Origin of the sequence: Echinicola salinicaeni, assembly GCF_014280965.1 — a bacterium.
GTDB lineage: Bacteria > Bacteroidota > Bacteroidia > Cytophagales > Cyclobacteriaceae > Echinicola > Echinicola salinicaeni.
This window is the reverse complement of the sequence record NZ_JACODZ010000001.1, coordinates 645,789-663,325: the sequence shown is the minus strand read 5'-3', so window position 1 is coordinate 663,325 and position 17,537 is coordinate 645,789. Positions and strand designations below refer to the sequence as shown.

At 40.1% G+C, this 17,537-nt stretch carries 16 protein-coding genes; all 16 read right to left on the bottom strand.

All coding sequences use genetic code 11. From position 1 onward, the window contains the following. Position 1 precedes the first annotated feature (1 nt). On the bottom strand, positions 2-826 hold the full coding sequence (gene rplB / locus H7U17_RS02685) for a 50S ribosomal protein L2 (protein WP_186754503.1): 825 nt from the start codon (positions 824-826) through the stop codon (positions 2-4). Positions 827-839: 13 nt separating this feature from the next. Then, positions 840-1,127 (bottom strand): 50S ribosomal protein L23, encoded by a 288-nt coding sequence (gene rplW, locus H7U17_RS02680; RefSeq protein WP_186754500.1) that lies wholly within the window; start codon positions 1,125-1,127, stop codon positions 840-842. Between the two features lie 4 nt (positions 1,128-1,131). Further along, entirely contained in the window at positions 1,132-1,761 is a 630-nt protein-coding gene (gene rplD, locus H7U17_RS02675; RefSeq protein WP_186754498.1) for a 50S ribosomal protein L4, read from the bottom strand. 4 nt (positions 1,762-1,765) lie between these two features. Further along, a complete protein-coding gene (gene rplC, locus H7U17_RS02670; protein WP_186754497.1) occupies positions 1,766-2,398 on the bottom strand; it encodes a 50S ribosomal protein L3 in 633 nt (210 codons plus the stop codon). A 250-nt stretch (positions 2,399-2,648) separates the two neighbouring features. Beyond that, on the bottom strand, positions 2,649-2,954 hold the full coding sequence (gene rpsJ / locus H7U17_RS02665) for a 30S ribosomal protein S10 (protein WP_015264118.1): 306 nt from the start codon (positions 2,952-2,954) through the stop codon (positions 2,649-2,651). Positions 2,955-2,966: 12 nt separating this feature from the next. Beyond that, positions 2,967-5,087, bottom strand: a complete 2,121-nt coding sequence (fusA, locus tag H7U17_RS02660; RefSeq protein WP_186754495.1) for an elongation factor G — start codon at positions 5,085-5,087, stop codon at positions 2,967-2,969. 6 nt (positions 5,088-5,093) lie between these two features. Then, positions 5,094-5,561, bottom strand: coding sequence for a 30S ribosomal protein S7 (gene rpsG, locus H7U17_RS02655; protein ID WP_186754493.1), 468 nt, complete (start codon positions 5,559-5,561; stop codon positions 5,094-5,096). Between the two features lie 21 nt (positions 5,562-5,582). Then, positions 5,583-5,963: a 30S ribosomal protein S12 gene (gene rpsL, locus H7U17_RS02650; RefSeq protein ID WP_186754486.1), complete on the bottom strand. Its 381-nt coding sequence runs from the start codon at positions 5,961-5,963 to the stop codon at positions 5,583-5,585. 96 nt (positions 5,964-6,059) lie between these two features. After that, positions 6,060-6,389, bottom strand: a complete 330-nt coding sequence (locus H7U17_RS02645) for a DUF3467 domain-containing protein (protein ID WP_186754484.1) — start codon at positions 6,387-6,389, stop codon at positions 6,060-6,062. Between the two features lie 63 nt (positions 6,390-6,452). After that, positions 6,453-10,766: a DNA-directed RNA polymerase subunit beta' gene (gene rpoC / locus H7U17_RS02640; protein ID WP_186754482.1), complete on the bottom strand. Its 4,314-nt coding sequence runs from the start codon at positions 10,764-10,766 to the stop codon at positions 6,453-6,455. 51 nt (positions 10,767-10,817) lie between these two features. After that, positions 10,818-14,693, bottom strand: a complete 3,876-nt coding sequence (gene rpoB, locus H7U17_RS02635) for a DNA-directed RNA polymerase subunit beta (RefSeq protein WP_186754480.1) — start codon at positions 14,691-14,693, stop codon at positions 10,818-10,820. A 154-nt stretch (positions 14,694-14,847) separates the two neighbouring features. Next, complete coding sequence (gene rplL / locus H7U17_RS02630; protein WP_186754478.1) at positions 14,848-15,225, bottom strand: 50S ribosomal protein L7/L12; 378 nt, start codon at positions 15,223-15,225, stop codon at positions 14,848-14,850. Positions 15,226-15,276: 51 nt separating this feature from the next. After that, complete coding sequence (gene rplJ, locus H7U17_RS02625; protein WP_186754476.1) at positions 15,277-15,813, bottom strand: 50S ribosomal protein L10; 537 nt, start codon at positions 15,811-15,813, stop codon at positions 15,277-15,279. Positions 15,814-15,815: 2 nt separating this feature from the next. Next, the gene (gene rplA / locus H7U17_RS02620) at positions 15,816-16,514 is read right to left on the bottom strand and encodes a 50S ribosomal protein L1 (RefSeq protein ID WP_186754474.1); all 699 of its coding nucleotides are present in this window, start codon (positions 16,512-16,514) and stop codon (positions 15,816-15,818) included. A 10-nt stretch (positions 16,515-16,524) separates the two neighbouring features. Next, complete coding sequence (gene rplK / locus H7U17_RS02615) at positions 16,525-16,968, bottom strand: 50S ribosomal protein L11 (protein WP_186754472.1); 444 nt, start codon at positions 16,966-16,968, stop codon at positions 16,525-16,527. Between the two features lie 3 nt (positions 16,969-16,971). Continuing rightward, entirely contained in the window at positions 16,972-17,529 is a 558-nt protein-coding gene (gene nusG / locus H7U17_RS02610; RefSeq protein ID WP_186754470.1) for a transcription termination/antitermination protein NusG, read from the bottom strand. Positions 17,530-17,537 lie beyond the last annotated feature (8 nt).

The following is a 17,537-nucleotide window of genomic DNA, read 5'->3' as shown; positions in this document are numbered from 1 at the left end:
ATTATTTAGATCTTTTACTAATAATAAACTTGTTTGAATACTTTTTAGGAGCTCTGGTTTTCTTACCTTTAGCTAGCAAACCAGTCCTAGATCTTGGGTGCCCTCCTGATGAACGACCTTCACCACCACCCATTGGGTGATCTACAGGGTTCATCGCTACACCTCTTACTCTAGGTCTTTTTCCTAACCAACGGTTTCTACCTGCCTTACCAAGTACCACGTTCATATGATCTGCATTAGACACGGAACCAATAGTAGCCGTACATACACCTAATACTAGTCTCATTTCTCCAGAAGGAAGTTTGATTGCTACATACTTACCTTCTTTTGCTACTAGCTGAGCATATCCACCAGCACTTCTTGCCATAGCACCACCTTTACCAGGCTTCAACTCCACGTTGTGGATGATGGTACCTAAAGGAATATTCTTCATCGGAAGGTTATTACCTACTTCAGGAGCTACATTTTCACCGGACACAACGGTTTGGCCTACTTCCAAACCTTCCGGAGCGATGATATATGCTTTGGCACCGTCAGCATAGTATAATAACGCCAAACGAGCCGTTCTGTTAGGATCATATTCGATTGCCTTAACAGTTGCAGGAACATCATATTTATTACGCTTAAAATCTACGATTCTAAGTCTTCTCTTATGACCACCACCTAAGTAGCGTGCAGTCATTTTTCCAGAGTTATTTCTACCACCCGATTTCTTCAACGGAGCCAACAAAGACTTTTCTGGCTTTGACTTAGTGATCTCATCAAAAGCCGGAGCCATCCTAAATCTGGTACCGGGAGTTACAGGCTTTAATTTTTTAACTGCCATGATTCTGATTCAATTAAATTTCTCCGTAAAAGTCAATTACTTCTCCTTCGGCTACTTGTACAATAGCTTTCTTGAAAGCATTGGTATAACCGGATACTACTTTACTTTTTGTGTAACGTGTCTTCTGCTTTGCTGCATAACGCATCGTTCTAACAGATACCACCTTTACATCAAACATTTTCTCTACGGCTGCTTTGATTTCTGGTTTCTTTGCAGTTTTCTCAACTACAAACCCATAAACACCACTTTCGTTCAAGGCAGAAATCTTTTCCGTAATCAAAGGCTTCTTTAGTATATCCATTGTATTACTTCGATAAAAGGGTTTCTAACTTACTTACTGAACCTTCACAAAGCACCAATGTATCAGCGTGAAGCAAATCATAAGTATTTACATCACTTACTGTTTTTACCTGTGCCTTTGGTAGGTTTCTACTTGACAAATAAACATTATTGTTAGCTTCAGGAAGCACAAACAATGTCTTCTTATCCGCCAAAGAAAGACCTGACAATAACGATACAAAGTTTTTGGTTTTGATAGAATCAAAGTTCACATCTTCCAAAACTGTAAGGCTATTATCCTGTACTTTGTAAGTAAGGGCAGACTTTCTTGCCAATTGTTTTACTTTCTTGTTCAATTTGAAAGAATAGTTTCTTGGTCTAGGACCGAAAACTCTTCCCCCTCCTCTGAACAATGGAGATTTTATAGAACCAGCTCTGGCACCACCTGTACCTTTTTGTTTCTTGATTTTCTTTGTTGAGCCGGCTATCTCAGCCCTCTCTTTGCTCTTGTGCGTACCCTGTCTTTGGTTGGCCAAAAACTGCTTCACATCCAGGTAGATCGCATGATCATTAGGCTCGATCGCGAAAATATCGTCAGAAAGACTAATCTTTCTACCTGTCTCTTCACCGTTATGTTTTAATACTGCTAATTCCATTTGATTACTTCTCTAAAATAACGAAAGAATTTTTTGGACCAGGGACAGAGCCACTTACCAAGATCAAGTTCTTTTCAGGATAGACTTTCAATACCTTAAGGTTCAAAACCTTCACGCGGCTACCGCCCATTCTACCTGCCATTCTCAAGCCTTTGAATACCCTTGAAGGCCAAGAACAAGCACCGATTGAACCTGGGTGTCTTTGACGGTTGTGCTGACCGTGAGTCGCACCACCTACACCACCGAATCCGTGACGTTTTACTACACCTTGGAAACCTTTACCTTTAGAAGTACCGATAGCATCAACGAAGTCACCTTCACCGAATACCTCTCCAGCTTTTACGGTTTTCCCTAAATCCACCTGACCTTCAAATTCAACTCTGAAGTCTCTGAATTCTACAACTTTCTGTTTAGGTGTTGTACCGGCCTTTTTGAAATGGCCCAAAAGTGGCTTAGGAGTGTTTTTCTCCTTACGCTCACCGTACCCCAACTGAACAGCGCTGTACCCGTCTGTTTCAACATTTTTTACTTGCGTCACTACGCAAGGACCAGCTTCTATTAACGTGCATGCGACATTACGCCCATCGGCACTGAAAATGCTAGTCATTCCTACTTTTTTACCTATTATTCCAGACATCTTCTGTTATATAATATAATTATGCACAGGTATTTACACACTTGTGCCTTTTTAAGGACTGCAAAGTTAGTAATTTATAAACACCTTACAAATTACAACTTATATATTTTCAAACATTTACAAAAATATTCTTCTATAAGTCACCACCTTACATCACCTTTAACCGAATAATATATGAGCTTAGAGCTGATAAAAGAAAAACCTGTCTACCGAAGCAGACAGGTTTTTTATATCTTAGATGGTAGGAAGATCAAACTTTGATCTCAACATCTACACCACTTGGAAGTTCGATTTTCATCAAAGCGTCCACAGTCTTTGAACTGTTTGAGTAGATATCAACCAATCTTTTATAAGTACACAATTGGTACTGATCCCTTGCTTTCTTATTTACGTGTGGCGACTTCAACACAGTAAATTTTTCTTTCTTTGTAGGCAATGGAATTGGACCAACTACCACAGCACCTGTAGTTTTCACAGCTTTTACGATTTTCTCAGATGACTTGTCCACCAAAGTATGATCGTAAGACTTAAGTTTTATTCTAATTTTCTGATTCATTTTCTTTTAATTTTAGGCTTTAGCTCCTTTAACTTCGGCAATAACACCTTCAGCTATATTATTAGGAACAGGCTCATAATGAGAGAATGTCAATGAGGCAGTCGCTCTACCTGATGAAATTGTTCTAAGGTCAGTGATATAACCGAACAACTCTGACAATGGAACTGCAGCTTTGATTACAGATGAAGTACCTTTGGTATCCATTCCTTTCATCAAACCTCTTCTTCTATTCAAGTCACCTGTGATAGGACCTGTGTACTCATCTGGAGTAACAACGTCTACTGACATAACTGGCTCAAGTAATTGTGGCTTGGCCTTCTTAGCTGCTTCTTTGAAACCAAGTCTAGCTGCCAATTCAAATGAAAGGGCATCTGAATCGACATCATGGAAGGAACCGTGGAAAAGCCTTACTTTCATTGCCTCTACAGGGTATCCAGCCAAAGGACCGTTCTTCATTGCCTCTTGGAAACCTTTCTGGATTGAAGGGATGAATTCTTTAGGAATCACACCACCCACAATTGCATTGTCAAATTCCAATCCTGGCTTGATCTCACCAGTTTCAGGATCTGCTTCTTTAGGTCCCAATTCAAATACGATATCGGCAAACTTACCTTTACCACCTGACTGCTTCTTATAAACTTCCTTATGCTCTACATTTCCGAACAAAGCTTCTTTATAAGCAACCTGAGGTGCACCTTGGTTTACCTCTACTTTAAACTCTCTTTTTAGACGGTCCATGATGATATCAAGGTGAAGTTCACCCATACCTCTAAGGATAGTCTGTCCAGTCTCATGATCGGTGTTTACTTGCAAGGTAGGATCTTCTTCTACCAATTTAGCAACAGCCATACCTAATTTATCAACGTCAGCTTGCGTCTTAGGCTCGATAGCATAACCGATAACAGGCTCTGGGAAAATCATAGATTCCAATACTACTTTACGGCTTTCTGCGCAAAGTGTATCCCCAGTTTTAATATCTTTAAATCCAACAACAGCACCGATATCACCGGCTTCTAATCGTTCGATTTGATTTTGCTTATTCGCGTGCATTTGGAATACACGAGAGATACGCTCTTTATTTCCAGAACGGCTGTTATAAACATAAGAACCAGACTCAAGAACACCTGAATAAGCTCTTACGAAACAAAGACGACCTACAAATGGGTCAGTTGCAATCTTAAAGGCAAGACCTGCAAATGGCTCATCTCTGTCTGGTGCTATAGCAACCTCTTTCTCTTCATCATCCAAATCATGTCCAATGATATCATCCTTATCAAGTGGAGAAGGAAGTAATTCCATCACCAAGTCGAGCATGGTTTGAACACCTTTGTTTTTGAATGAAGATCCACATACCATCGGAACAATTTTCATATCGATGGTAGCTTTTCTAAGGGCTGTAAGGATCTCTTCTTCTGTGATTGAATTAGAATCTTCGAAGAATTTCTCCATCAAACTCTCATCATATTCAGCCACAGCTTCAAGTAAATACTCTCTATATTCCGCTACCTCATCTTTCAAATCATCAGGAATAGGCACCTCTTCAAAGGTCATCCCCATATCATCTTCATTCCATACGATACCTCTATTGTTGATCAAGTCAACTACACCGCGGAATTTATCTTCCGACCCGATTGGAATCTGCAAAGGAACTGCATAGCTCCCAAGCATTTCTTTTACTTGTTTACAAACTTCAAGGAAATTAGCCCCTGCACGGTCCATTTTATTAACGAAACCAATACGAGCTACTTTATAATTATCAGCTAGCCTCCAGTTAGTTTCTGACTGAGGCTCAACACCATCCACAGCACTAAACAAAAACACCAATCCGTCAAGAACCCTCAAAGATCTGTTAACCTCTACAGTAAAGTCGACGTGACCTGGAGTATCAATGATATTAATTTGGTATTTATTATCTCTATATGGCCAAAAAACAGTAGTGGCAGCAGAAGTAATCGTAATACCTCTTTCCTGCTCTTGGCTCATCCAGTCCATAGTAGCGGCACCATCGTGTACCTCACCTATTTTGTGAGAAACACCAGAGTAAAAAAGAATACGCTCTGTGGTGGTAGTCTTTCCAGCATCGATATGGGCAGCGATACCGATATTTCTTGTTAATTTTAAATCTCTTGCCATCTTGTATTAGAATCTAAAATGTGAGAATGCTTTGTTGGCTTCTGCCATTCTGTGGGTATCATCCTTCTTCTTAACAGCAGCACCTTCACCCTTAGAAGCAGCTATGATTTCTCCAGCCAGTCTATCCATCATGGTCTTTTCACCTCTTTTTCTAGAAAAAGTGATCATCCATTTGATACCTAATGATGTTTTTCTTTCTGGCCTTACTTCCATTGGAACCTGGAATGTTGCACCACCAACTCTACGACTCTTCACCTCTACAGATGGAGTAATATTGTTAAGCGCTTTTTTCCAAACCTCAAGACCATTCTCACCCAATTTTTCTTCTACTTTGTCCACTGCATCGTAGAAAATTTTGTAAGCAATACTCTTCTTCCCATCAACCATAAGACAGTTAACAAACTTGGTCACCAAAGTATCATTAAACTTTGGATCAGGAAGAATATATCTCTTTTTTGGTTTCGCTTTTCTCATTGTTCAGTTTTTTTCAATTGATTATTTCTTGTCCTTAGGACGTTTCGCACCGTACTTAGAGCGACCTTGCTTACGGTCTTTAACCCCTGCAGTATCTAGTGCACCGCGGATGATGTGATAACGTACACCTGGTAAATCCTTCACACGACCACCTCTGATCAATACAATAGAGTGCTCTTGCAAATTGTGACCTTCACCTGGAATGTAAGCATTCACTTCTTTTCCGTTTGTCAATCTAACCCTGGCTACTTTTCTCATGGCCGAGTTAGGCTTCTTTGGTGTAGTAGTATACACCCTGGTACAAACACCCCTTCTTTGAGGACAAGCATCCAAAGCCCTAGACTTTGATTTTGACTCAAGGGTAGTTCTACCTTTTCTAACTAACTGTTGTATAGTAGGCATTAACTGATAATTTTAATACTCCTTTAACATATGAAATTTGGACTGCAAAGGTAATCAAATAGGTAAAACAAACAAAATTAAAGGGTTATATTTTATTTAAGCCTCTCCTAATGTTCCACCAAAATTCATAGGAAATTCCGGTGTTTCCGTACCTGATTCAATTTTCCCAAATGCATTCTCGTATTTTTCTATATTATCCTTCAATGCGGACAATAACCTTTTAGCATGATCAGGGGTCATGATGATTCTTGATTTTACCCTAGCTTTAGGAACACCAGGCATCAAACGAATAAAATCAATTACAAATTCTGAATTGGAATGCGCAATCATTGCCAGATTGGAATAAATCCCCTCAGCAATCTCATCAGTCAATTCTACATTGATTTGCTGATTATCGTGCTTCTTATCTTCCTTATTGTCTTCCATTTTTCCCTTGAATTAAAAAAAGGCCTGCTGTTTACAGGCCTTTTATATAAAGTTAAACTCTAATTACTTTACGGCTTCCTTAGTCTTACGCGAGCCTTTTTCTTTCTCAGAAGTGGAAAGTTTATCCAAATCATCCTTAGATCCAACGATGATATCTTTGAAATATCGTTGACCAGTACCCGCAGGAATTAAGTGACCTACGATCACGTTCTCTTTCAGACCAAGTAACTCATCTCGCTTACCTCTAATGGCTGCTTCACTCAATACCTTCGTAGTTTCCTGGAAGGAAGCTGCAGAGATAAAGCTTTCAGTACCCAATGAAGAAGCGGTTATACCTTGAAGGGTTGGTTTAGATACTGCAGTTTCTGCATCTCTAACTTGTACCAATTTCAAGTCTTTACGCTTCAAGCTTGAATTCTCATCTCTTAACCTTCTGGCAGTAATGATCATTCCTGCTTTAAGCGTGGCCGAATCTCCTGGTTCCATAACAACTTTCTTATCTAGTATATTGTCATTTTCCTCACGGAAAGCCCACTTGTCTACTACTTGTCCTTGTAGGAACCCAGTATCTCCAGCATCAAGGATTTCAACTTTTTGCATCATCTGGCTAACAATAACCTCAATGTGCTTATCATTGATTTTCACACCTTGCAGTCGGTATACTTCTTGGATTTCATTCACCAAATATTCCTGAACAGCAGTTGGTCCCTTAATAGAAAGGATATCATTAGGAGTAATAGCACCATCAGAAAGTGCTTCACCAGCTCTAATAAAGTCATTTTCCTGAACCAAAATGTGCTTGGACAATGATACCATATAACGCTTCTTCACGCCATCTTTAGATTCAATAAAGATCTCACGATTACCACGCTTGATACCACCATAAGTTACCACACCATCAATTTCTGAAACTACAGCAGGGTTAGATGGGTTACGTGCTTCGAAAAGCTCCGTTACCCTTGGAAGACCACCGGTAATATCTCTTGTCTTACCTACAGAACGAGGAATTTTCACAAGGATCTGACCAGCTTTAACTTTGTCTCCCTCTTCCACTGCAAGGTGAGCCCCCACAGGAATATTGTATCCCTTTGTCTCATCTCCGTAGTTTACAACTACAGCAGGGTTTTTGGTTTTATCTTTGGTATCAATGATTACTTTTTCTCTATAACCAGTTTGGTCATCGGCTACTTCTTTAAAAGTAATCCCTTCAATAATAGAATCAAATGAAACCTCTCCGTCAAATTCAGAAAGAATCACTGCATTATATGGATCCCAAGTACATAGAGAATCTCCTTTGCCGATTTTCTGACCATCCTTAACATTTAGGATCGCACCATAAGGCACATGGTTTGAAACTAGTGTCTTACCAGATTTGACATCATTGATTTTTATCTCACCAGATCTTCCCATTACAATGGCGACAGGATCACCATCCTTGTTTGTGGTATTGATCCATCTCATTTCCTCTTCAAATTCAACAACACCTTCAAACTTGGCATTGATGCTTGCTTCAACGGAAATATTAGATGCTGTACCCCCTACGTGGAAAGTTCTTAAGGTAAGCTGCGTACCTGGCTCCCCAATAGACTGGGCAGCAATTACCCCTACTGACTCACCACTTTGTACTATATTTCCAGTTGTCAGGTTTCTACCGTAACACTTGGTACAAACTCCTCTTCTGGACTCACAAGTCAATACAGACCTGATCTCAACTTCTTCAACTGCAGATTCATCTACCTTTTTGGCCAATTCATCAGAGATCTCTTCACCAGACTGAATGATTATCTCATCAGTTAGAGGATCAACCACATCATGAACTGATACCCTACCTACAATTCGCTCAGATAGTGGCTCTACAATCTCATCATTATCTTTCAATGCTTGAACTACCAGCCCTCTAAGCGTACCACAGTCTTCTTCAGATACAATTACATCTTGAGCAACATCCACTAACCTTCTGGTCAAGTAACCAGCATCGGCAGTTTTCAAGGCTGTATCGGCAAGACCTTTACGGGCACCGTGAGTAGAGATAAAGTACTCCAATACATCAAGACCTTCTTTAAAGTTAGAAAGAATCGGGTTTTCGATAATTTCACCTACAGAACCTTGAAGGTTTTTCTGCGGCTTGGCCATCAATCCCCTCATACCACCTAGCTGACGAATCTGTTCTCTTGAACCTCTCGCACCTGAGTGCATCATCATATAGATAGCATTGAATCCTTGCTTATCCTCTTCCATCTGCTTCATCAAGATATTAGTCAGATTGGAGTTGGTTCTGGTCCAGATATCAATTACTTGGTTATAACGCTCATTATCCGTGATCAATCCCATTAGGTAGTTATTCCATACCTGATCAACCTCTTCCTTAGCTTTTGTGATCAATGGATCCTTATCTTCAGGGATAATCACATCATTAAGTCCCATCGATAGACCACCTTGGTAAGCCATTTGGAAACCTAAATGTTTGATATCATCCAAGAATTTAGCACTTCGAGCGATACCACATATTTTTACTACCTCAGCGATAATCTGCTGAAGCTTTTTCTTAGTAAGCAATTCATTAACATAACCTACTTCTTCAGGAACGAACTGATTAAAGATCAATCGACCGGCTACGGTCTCTATCACTTTATCAACCAAAGATCCGTCTTCTTCTCTTACAGTAACCTTACAGTTAATATAAGCGTGCTGAGAAATAACGCCTTCATTCAAAGCGATTACTACATCTTCTTCTCCATAGAAAGTCATTCCTTCACCAGCAACGGGCTCTTCAGGAGTAGATCTTCTACCTTTGGTTACATAATACAGACCCAATACCATATCCTGAGATGGTACTGTAATAGGCGCACCATTTGCAGGGTTAAGGATGTTATGAGATGAAAGCATCAAGGTAGAAGCTTCCAAAATAGCTTCATGTCCAAGTGGTACGTGAACCGCCATCTGGTCACCATCGAAATCGGCGTTGAAGGCTGTACATACTAATGGGTGAAGCTGAATAGCTTTTCCTTCTATCAATTTAGGTTGGAAAGCCTGAATACCCAATCTGTGAAGCGTAGGAGCACGGTTAAGCAATACAGGGTGTCCTTTCAATACATTCTCAAGGATATCCCATACCACTGGATCTTTTCTGTCTACAATCTTCTTGGCAGATTTTACAGTCTTAACAATACCCCTTTCAATCAGTTTTCTGATAATAAAAGGCTTGAAAAGTTCTGCTGCCATATTCTTAGGCAAACCACACTCGTGTAGTTTCAATTCAGGACCTACCACGATTACAGAACGACCGGAGTAATCCACACGCTTACCAAGCAAGTTTTGACGGAAACGTCCTTGCTTACCTTTAAGCATGTCTGATAATGACTTCAATGCTCTGTTACCATCGGATCTTACAGCGTTAACCTTTCTTGAATTATCAAACAAGGAATCCACTGCCTCTTGAAGCATCCTCTTCTCATTTCTGAGAATAACTTCAGGAGCTTTAATATCGATCAATCTCTTCAGACGGTTATTTCTAATGATCACCCTTCTGTAAAGATCATTCAAATCAGAGGTTGCAAAACGACCACCATCCAAAGGAACCAAAGGTCTCAATTCTGGTGGAATTACAGGAACCATTCTTACTACCATCCATTCAGGGCGGTTTTCAATTCTGGTTCTGGCATCTCTGAAGGCTTCAACTACTTTCAGACGCTTCAAAGCTTCCGCTTTTCTTTGCTGAGAAGTATCAGTTGCTGCCTGGTGACGTAGGCTGTAAGAAAGATCATCAAGATCCAATCTTGACAATAGCATTTCGATAGCTTCAGCACCCATTTTGGCGATGAACTTATTAGGATCATCATCATCAAGCATTTGGTTCTCTTTTGGAAGCTTGTCCATGATATCCAAATACTCGTCTTCTGTCAAGAAATCTAGGTATTGAAGACCGTCTTCAGCCTTGATACCAGGATTAATTACAGCATATCTTTCGTAGTATACAATTTGATCCAGTTTCTTGGTAGGAAGACCTAGCAAGTAACCGATTTTGTTAGGAAGAGATTTGAAGTACCAAATATGCGCCACTGGAACCACCAATTCGATGTGTCCCATTCTTTCTCTACGTACTTTCTTTTCTGTAACCTCTACCCCACATCTGTCACAAATGATACCTTTATATCTTATGCGCTTATACTTACCACAATGACATTCCCAATCCTTTACAGGCCCGAAAATTCGCTCACAGAAAAGACCGCCCATTTCAGGCTTGTAAGTTCTGTAATTGATGGTTTCAGGTTGGGTCACCTCACCATGAGAGCTATCCAGGATGGATTCCGGAGAAGCCAAACTAATAGTGACTCTGGAAAAGTCGTTGTTTAGTTTTTTATTTTTTCTGAACGCCATAATTCGTTTTGTGAGTATGTGAAGGGCCTTTCGGCCCAAATTGATCTAATTTTAGTCTAAGGTAATTTCCAATGCCAAACCTCTCAATTCATGAACCAATACATTGAAAGATTCAGGAATATTTGGTTTTGGAAGGTTTTCTCCTTTTACAATAGACTCATAAGCTTTGGCCCTACCTATTACGTCATCAGACTTCACAGTAAGGATTTCTTGAAGCACATGAGATGCACCAAATGCCTCAAGTGCCCAAACTTCCATCTCTCCGAAACGCTGACCACCAAACTGGGCTTTACCACCCAATGGCTGTTGCGTAATCAATGAGTATGGCCCAATAGATCTTGCGTGCATCTTATCATCCACCAAGTGACCAAGTTTCAACATATAGGCAATACCTACTGTAACTGGTTGGTCAAATTTCTTACCGGACAAACCATCAAAAAGGTAAGTTCTACCGAAAGAAGGAAGACCTGCTAAATCCAATTCTGCAGCCACTTCATCTGTGGTAGCTCCATCAAAGATCGGGGTTGCGTATTTCTTGTTCATCTTCTCTCCTGCCCATGCCAATACAGTCTCAAAGATCTGTCCGATGTTCATACGGGAAGGCACCCCTAGTGGGTTAAGAACAATGTCCATTGGCGTACCGTCTTCTAGGAACGGCATATCTTCATCTCTGACAATCTTCGCTACGATACCTTTGTTACCGTGACGACCTGCCATCTTATCTCCCACTTTAAGCTTACGTTTCTTAGCCACATAAACTTTGGCAAGCTGAACGATACCAGCTGGAAGCTCATCCCCTACTTCAAGGGTAAACTTATCACGCTTAAATCTACCTGAAATCTCATTTCGGGTGTTGGTATAGTTTTTCACCAATTGCTGAATCAAGCTATTAGTATGCTCATCATCTGTCCAATCATCCAGAATAATGTCAGAAACTAAATTAGCCTCTTCAGGAACGTTATAGTTACTTTCATCTCTATATGGATTCTTAGCAGGGAATAAGTTTTGCTCAATATTCTGGGCGTTGAATTTCACTCCTTTGCTGATGATTTCATCACCAAACTTGTGTTTCACTCCCTGAGAAGTTTTACCCTCAAGAATACTCAGCAATTTATTGATCATCTTAGCTCGTACACCAAGTAATTCTTTGGTATAAGTCTGCTTCAATTTCTCAACTTCAGCTTTAGCCTTAGCTCTTAACTCTTTATCTTTTTTAGGTCTTGAGAACAATTTGGTCTCAATAACCACACCGTTCAAAGAAGGAGAAGCTTTCAATGAAGCATCTTTCACATCACCAGCTTTATCACCGAAAATCGCTCTAAGCAATTTCTCTTCAGGAGTAGGATCTGTCTCTCCTTTTGGAGTGATTTTACCGATAATGATATCACCTTCTTTCAGCTCAGCACCGATTCTGATAATACCATTCTCGTCCAAGTTCTTAACAGCCTCTTCAGATACGTTAGGAATTTCAGAAGTCAATTCCTCTTCACCTCGTTTAGTATCCCTAACTTCAAGTTGGAATTCTTCTACGTGAATTGAGGTAAAGATATCTTCCCTTACAACTCTTTCAGAAATCACGATCGCATCCTCAAAGTTATATCCTTGCCAAGGCATATAAGCCACCTTAAGGTTTTTACCTAGAGCTAATTCTCCTTGATTAGTTGAATAACCTTCTACCAATACCTGACCCTTTTTAACACGTTGACCTTTCAGTACTAGCGGTGTCAAGTTAATGGTAGTATCTTGGTTAGTTCTTCTGAACTTGATCAAGTCGTAAGACTTATACTCATCACTGAAGTTAACCAATAATTCATCATCACTCAAGTCATACTTGATGACAATTTTCTTAGCATCCACATAGTCAACCACTCCATCGGTCTCAGCAATGATCAAAGAACGAGAATCAACGGCTGCTTTTGCCTCAAGACCAGTCCCTACAATTGGTGATTCTGCTTTCAACAACGGTACGGCCTGACGCTGCATGTTTGATCCCATCAATGCACGGTTGGCATCATCATGCTCCAAGAAAGGAATCAAGGAAGCTGCAACAGATACAATCTGGTTAGGAGCAACGTCCATATAACTGATTTCCTTAGGCTCCAACACAGGGAAGTCGCCTTCAAACCTTGCTTTTACCCTGTCATTTACAAATGTACCATCAGGCTCTAATGGTGCATTTGCCTGGGCAATATTATTATTATCCTCTTCCTCTGCAGTTAGGAATACGATATCTTCCGATTCCATTCCAGCTTTACCTTCCTTCACTTTTCTATATGGTGTTTCCAAGAAGCCCATAGAGTTCACTTTCGCGTGAACACAAAGAGAAGAAATCAGACCAATATTTGGCCCCTCTGGTGTTTCAATAGTACAAAGACGACCATAGTGAGTATAGTGAACATCTCGTACCTCAAAACCTGCTCTTTCCCTGGATAGACCGCCTGGCCCCAAGGCAGAAAGTCTACGCTTATGCGTCAATTCTGCCAATGGATTGGTCTGATCCATAAACTGAGAAAGCTGATTGGTACCAAAGAATGAATTGATAACAGATGATAGGGTTCGAGCGTTGATCAAATCAACCGGCTTGAAGTCCTCATTATCCCTTACGTTCATTCTCTCGCGAATAGTTCTGGCCATTCTGGCTAAACCTACTCCGAACTGGCTATATAACTGTTCCCCTACAGTTCTAACCCTTCTATTACTCAAGTGATCAATATCATCGACCACAGCCTTAGAATTGATTAGACCGATAAGGTACTTAACAATACTAATGATATCTTGGGTGGTAAGAACGATCTTTTCTGATTCAATCTCCAAGCCCAATTTTTTGTTAATTCTATATCTACCAACCTCACCTAGGTCATAACGCTTATCGGAGAAGAACAAACCATGAATAACCTCACGAGCAGTAGCTTCATCAGGTGCTTCAGTATTTCTTAATTGACGGTAAATCACCTCAACCGCTTCTTTCTCTGAATTAGAATTATCCTTTTGTAAGGTGTTATAGATAATAGAATAGTCAGCTATATTGACATCATCTCTATGTAGAATAATACTCTTAGCGCCAGAATCAAGGATCAAATCGATATCCTCCTCCGTCAACACATAGTCTCTTTCTAAGAGTACTTCATTCCTATCGATTGAAACTACCTCACCGGTATCTTCATCCACAAAGTCCTCTACCCAAGTTCTCAAAACACGGGCAGCCAATTTTCTACCTACTACCTTCTCCAGCTTGGCTTTGTTTGATTCAACCTCTTCAGAAAGGCCAAACAAATCCAATATGGCTTTATCAGAACCATAGCCAATGGCTCTCAACAAGGTAGTTACAGGGAATTTCTTCTTTCTGTCAATGTAAGCATACATGACATTATTGATATCCGTAGCAAATTCAATCCAAGATCCTTTGAAAGGAATGATCCTGGCCGAATAAAGCTTGGTACCGTTGGTATGCTTACTTTGGGCAAAGAATACCCCAGGGGAACGGTGCAACTGGGAAACGATGACTCTTTCAGCTCCATTGATGACAAAAGAGCCCTTTTCAGTCATATAAGGTAGGTTCCCTAGAAATACTTCTTGTTCGATCGTTTCGAAGTCTTCATTGTCTTCATCTGAACACAATAAACGAAGTTTCGCTTTCAACGGAACAGAGTAAGTCAATCCCCTGTCAATACATTCACCGACACTATATTTAGGCGGGTCGACTGCATAGTCAATAAATTCAAGGGTAAAGTTTTCTCTTGAGTCACTTATTGGAAAGTTCTCAGAAAACACCTTGAAAAGCCCATCCTGTCTCCTCTTTTCAGCGGGAGTATCCAATTGGAAAAAATCCTTAAATGATTGCAATTGGATATCAAGGAAATCCGGATAGTCTTTGACTACCTTAATAGATGAGAAACTTTTCCTTTCGGTTTGATTCTGGATAGCCAAGGCAGTATATGTTTATAGTGATAATTAATAACTGAATGCGGCAATTTCCGCTTAGAATAGTGCAATTTTCAAACTGTGCACAAACAGGAAAAGACCTGACTAAAAAGTCAGGTCTATTGCAATAACCATCACCTATTAGATGAGGTTATTCAAATTACTTAAGCTCTACTTCAGCACCAGCTTCCTCAAGTTGCTTCTTAAGTGCTTCAGCTTCGTCTTTTGCGATTCCTTCTTTGATAGCCTTAGGAGCTCCGTCAACTACTTCTTTAGCTTCCTTAAGACCTAGACCGGTTAATTCTTTAACCAATTTCACAACTGCCAACTTCTGTCCACCAGCAGCTTTCAAGATCACGTCGAAAGAAGATTTTTCTTCTTCACCAGCACCTTCACCAGCACCACCAGCTACCATTACTGGAGCAGCTGCAGCAGCAGGTTCGATACCATACTCGTCCTTCAATATTTCGGCTAATTCACTAACCTCTTTAACAGTCAAGTTAACTAACTGCTCAGCGAATGCTTTAAGATCTGCCATTGTATTATTATTTAAAATTAACTGATTTTTTTCTAATTGATTTGAATGATATTATGATTCTCTTTCAGAAAGAGTTTTAACAAGCCCAGCCAATGTATCCTGACCACTTGAAAGCGCAGAAATAACATTTTTGGCAGGAGACTGAAGCAATCCGATAACCTCGCCCAATAGTTCTTCTTTGGACTTCAAAGATGACAACACGTCCAAGTTGGCTTCGCCAATGAAAATGTCGCTATCAATAGAAGCTCCTTTGAATACTGGTCTAGTTTCTTTTGATCCAGCTTTTTTTCTGTATTCCTTAAGGACTTTTGCAGGTAAACTTGCTGTCTCGGTAGCAAAAATAACACCTGAAAAACCTTTAAGAGTTCCTTCTAATTCTGTAAAATCCGTGTCAAGATTTTCTAGCGCCTTTTTGATAAAGGTGTTTTTGTACACACGATATTCAACGCCCTTCTCGTAACACAGTCTTCTGAAAGCGTTTACCTGAGCAACATTGAAACCTGATGCATCTGCAATATAGAAATGCGGAGTTTCTTTAAACTTCTCGGTAAGACTTTCGATTATTGATTTTTTTTCCTCTCTAGTCATAATTAAATACCTTGAATACTCCCCTTATCAATTGCAATACCAGGAGACATTGTGCTAGATAAATGTATACTCTTGAAGTAAGTACCTTTAGAAGATGCTGGCTTCAACTTAGAGATAGTATTGATCAATTCCTGAGCATTTTCAAGAATTTTAGCTGGCTCGAAAGAAACCTTTCCTACACTTGCATGTACAATACCAAACTTATCTACCTTAAAGTCGATTTTACCACCTTTTACTTCTTTAACTGCCTTTCCTACTTCTAGGGTTACAGTTCCAGATTTAGGGTTAGGCATCAAACCTCTCGGTCCTAATACTCTACCTAATCTACCTACTTTAGCCATTACGTTAGGCATAGTGATGATGACGTCAATGTCAGTCCATCCACCTTCGATTTTGGCAATATAGTCATCTAAGCCAACATAGTCAGCTCCAGCTTCCTTAGCTTCTTCTTCCTTATCAGGTGTGCAAAGTACAAGTACTTTAACTTCTTTACCTGTTCCGTGAGGCAAAGCAACCACACCCCTAACCATTTGATCTGCTTTTCTAGGATCAACACCCAAACGGATGTCTACATCTACAGAAGCATCAAACTTAGTATTGGTGATTTCTTTGACAATTGAAGAAGCCTCAGTAAGGGAGTACTGCTGGCTTGGGTCGTACTTAGAAAGAGCTTCTTTTTGCTTTTTTGTTAACTTAGCCATTGTTTTATATTTATTCCTCCCAAGGAGCTTTTCCTGAAACTGTGATTCCCATACTTCTCGCCGTACCTGCAACCATTCTCATTGCAGATTCCACTTTAAAGGCATTTAAGTCAGGCATCTTCACCTCAGCAATTTCTTTAACTTGATCCCAGGTTACTGAGCCCACTTTCTTTCTGTTTGGTTCAGGAGAACCACCTTTTAGCTTTGCAGCCTCTAGCAACAAATTGGAAGCTGGAGGAGTTTTTACTACAAAATCAAAAGACTTGTCCGAATAAATCGTAACAAGGACAGGTAGAACTTGACCCATTTTGTCCTGAGTTCTAGCGTTGAATTGCTTACAGAACTCCATGATGTTCAAACCCTTTGAACCAAGGGCCGGACCAACAGGAGGAGATGGATTTGCCTGGCCACCTTTCACCTGTAATTTCAGATAACCAGTAATTTCCTTAGCCATTTCCTAGTCTTGTTTTTCTACTTGCATAAAGTTTAATTCGACAGGTGTATTTCGACCAAAGATCTTAACCATAACATTAAGCTTCTTCTTGTCTTCAAACACCTCTTCTATTGTTCCCGAGAAACCACTGAAAGGACCGTCCATTACCTTAACGCTCTCTCCAACTATATATGGCGTATCCAGCTTCTCTGCAAATTCATCAATCCCTTCAACCCTACCTAAAATACGATTGACTTCAGATTGTCGTAATGGCTCAGGAGTTTTGGAAGCCCCTCCTGCATTTGCTCCTAAGAAACCGATAACACCCGGGATACTCGTAATTACGTGATTAGCTTCACCATGGGACAAATCCGCATTAACCAAAACATAGCCAGGAAAGAAGTTTCTCTCTCTGACTCTCTTTTTGCCATTGCGCATTTCGTATACTTTTTCAGAAGGTATCAAAACCTCAGGAATAAAATCCTCAAGCTTTTGCCTTGCAATTTCATTGTCCAAATAAGATTTGGCCTTTTTCTCTTGCCCGGCTACCACCCTAAGTACATACCATTTATGTTCTGCCATCAGTAACT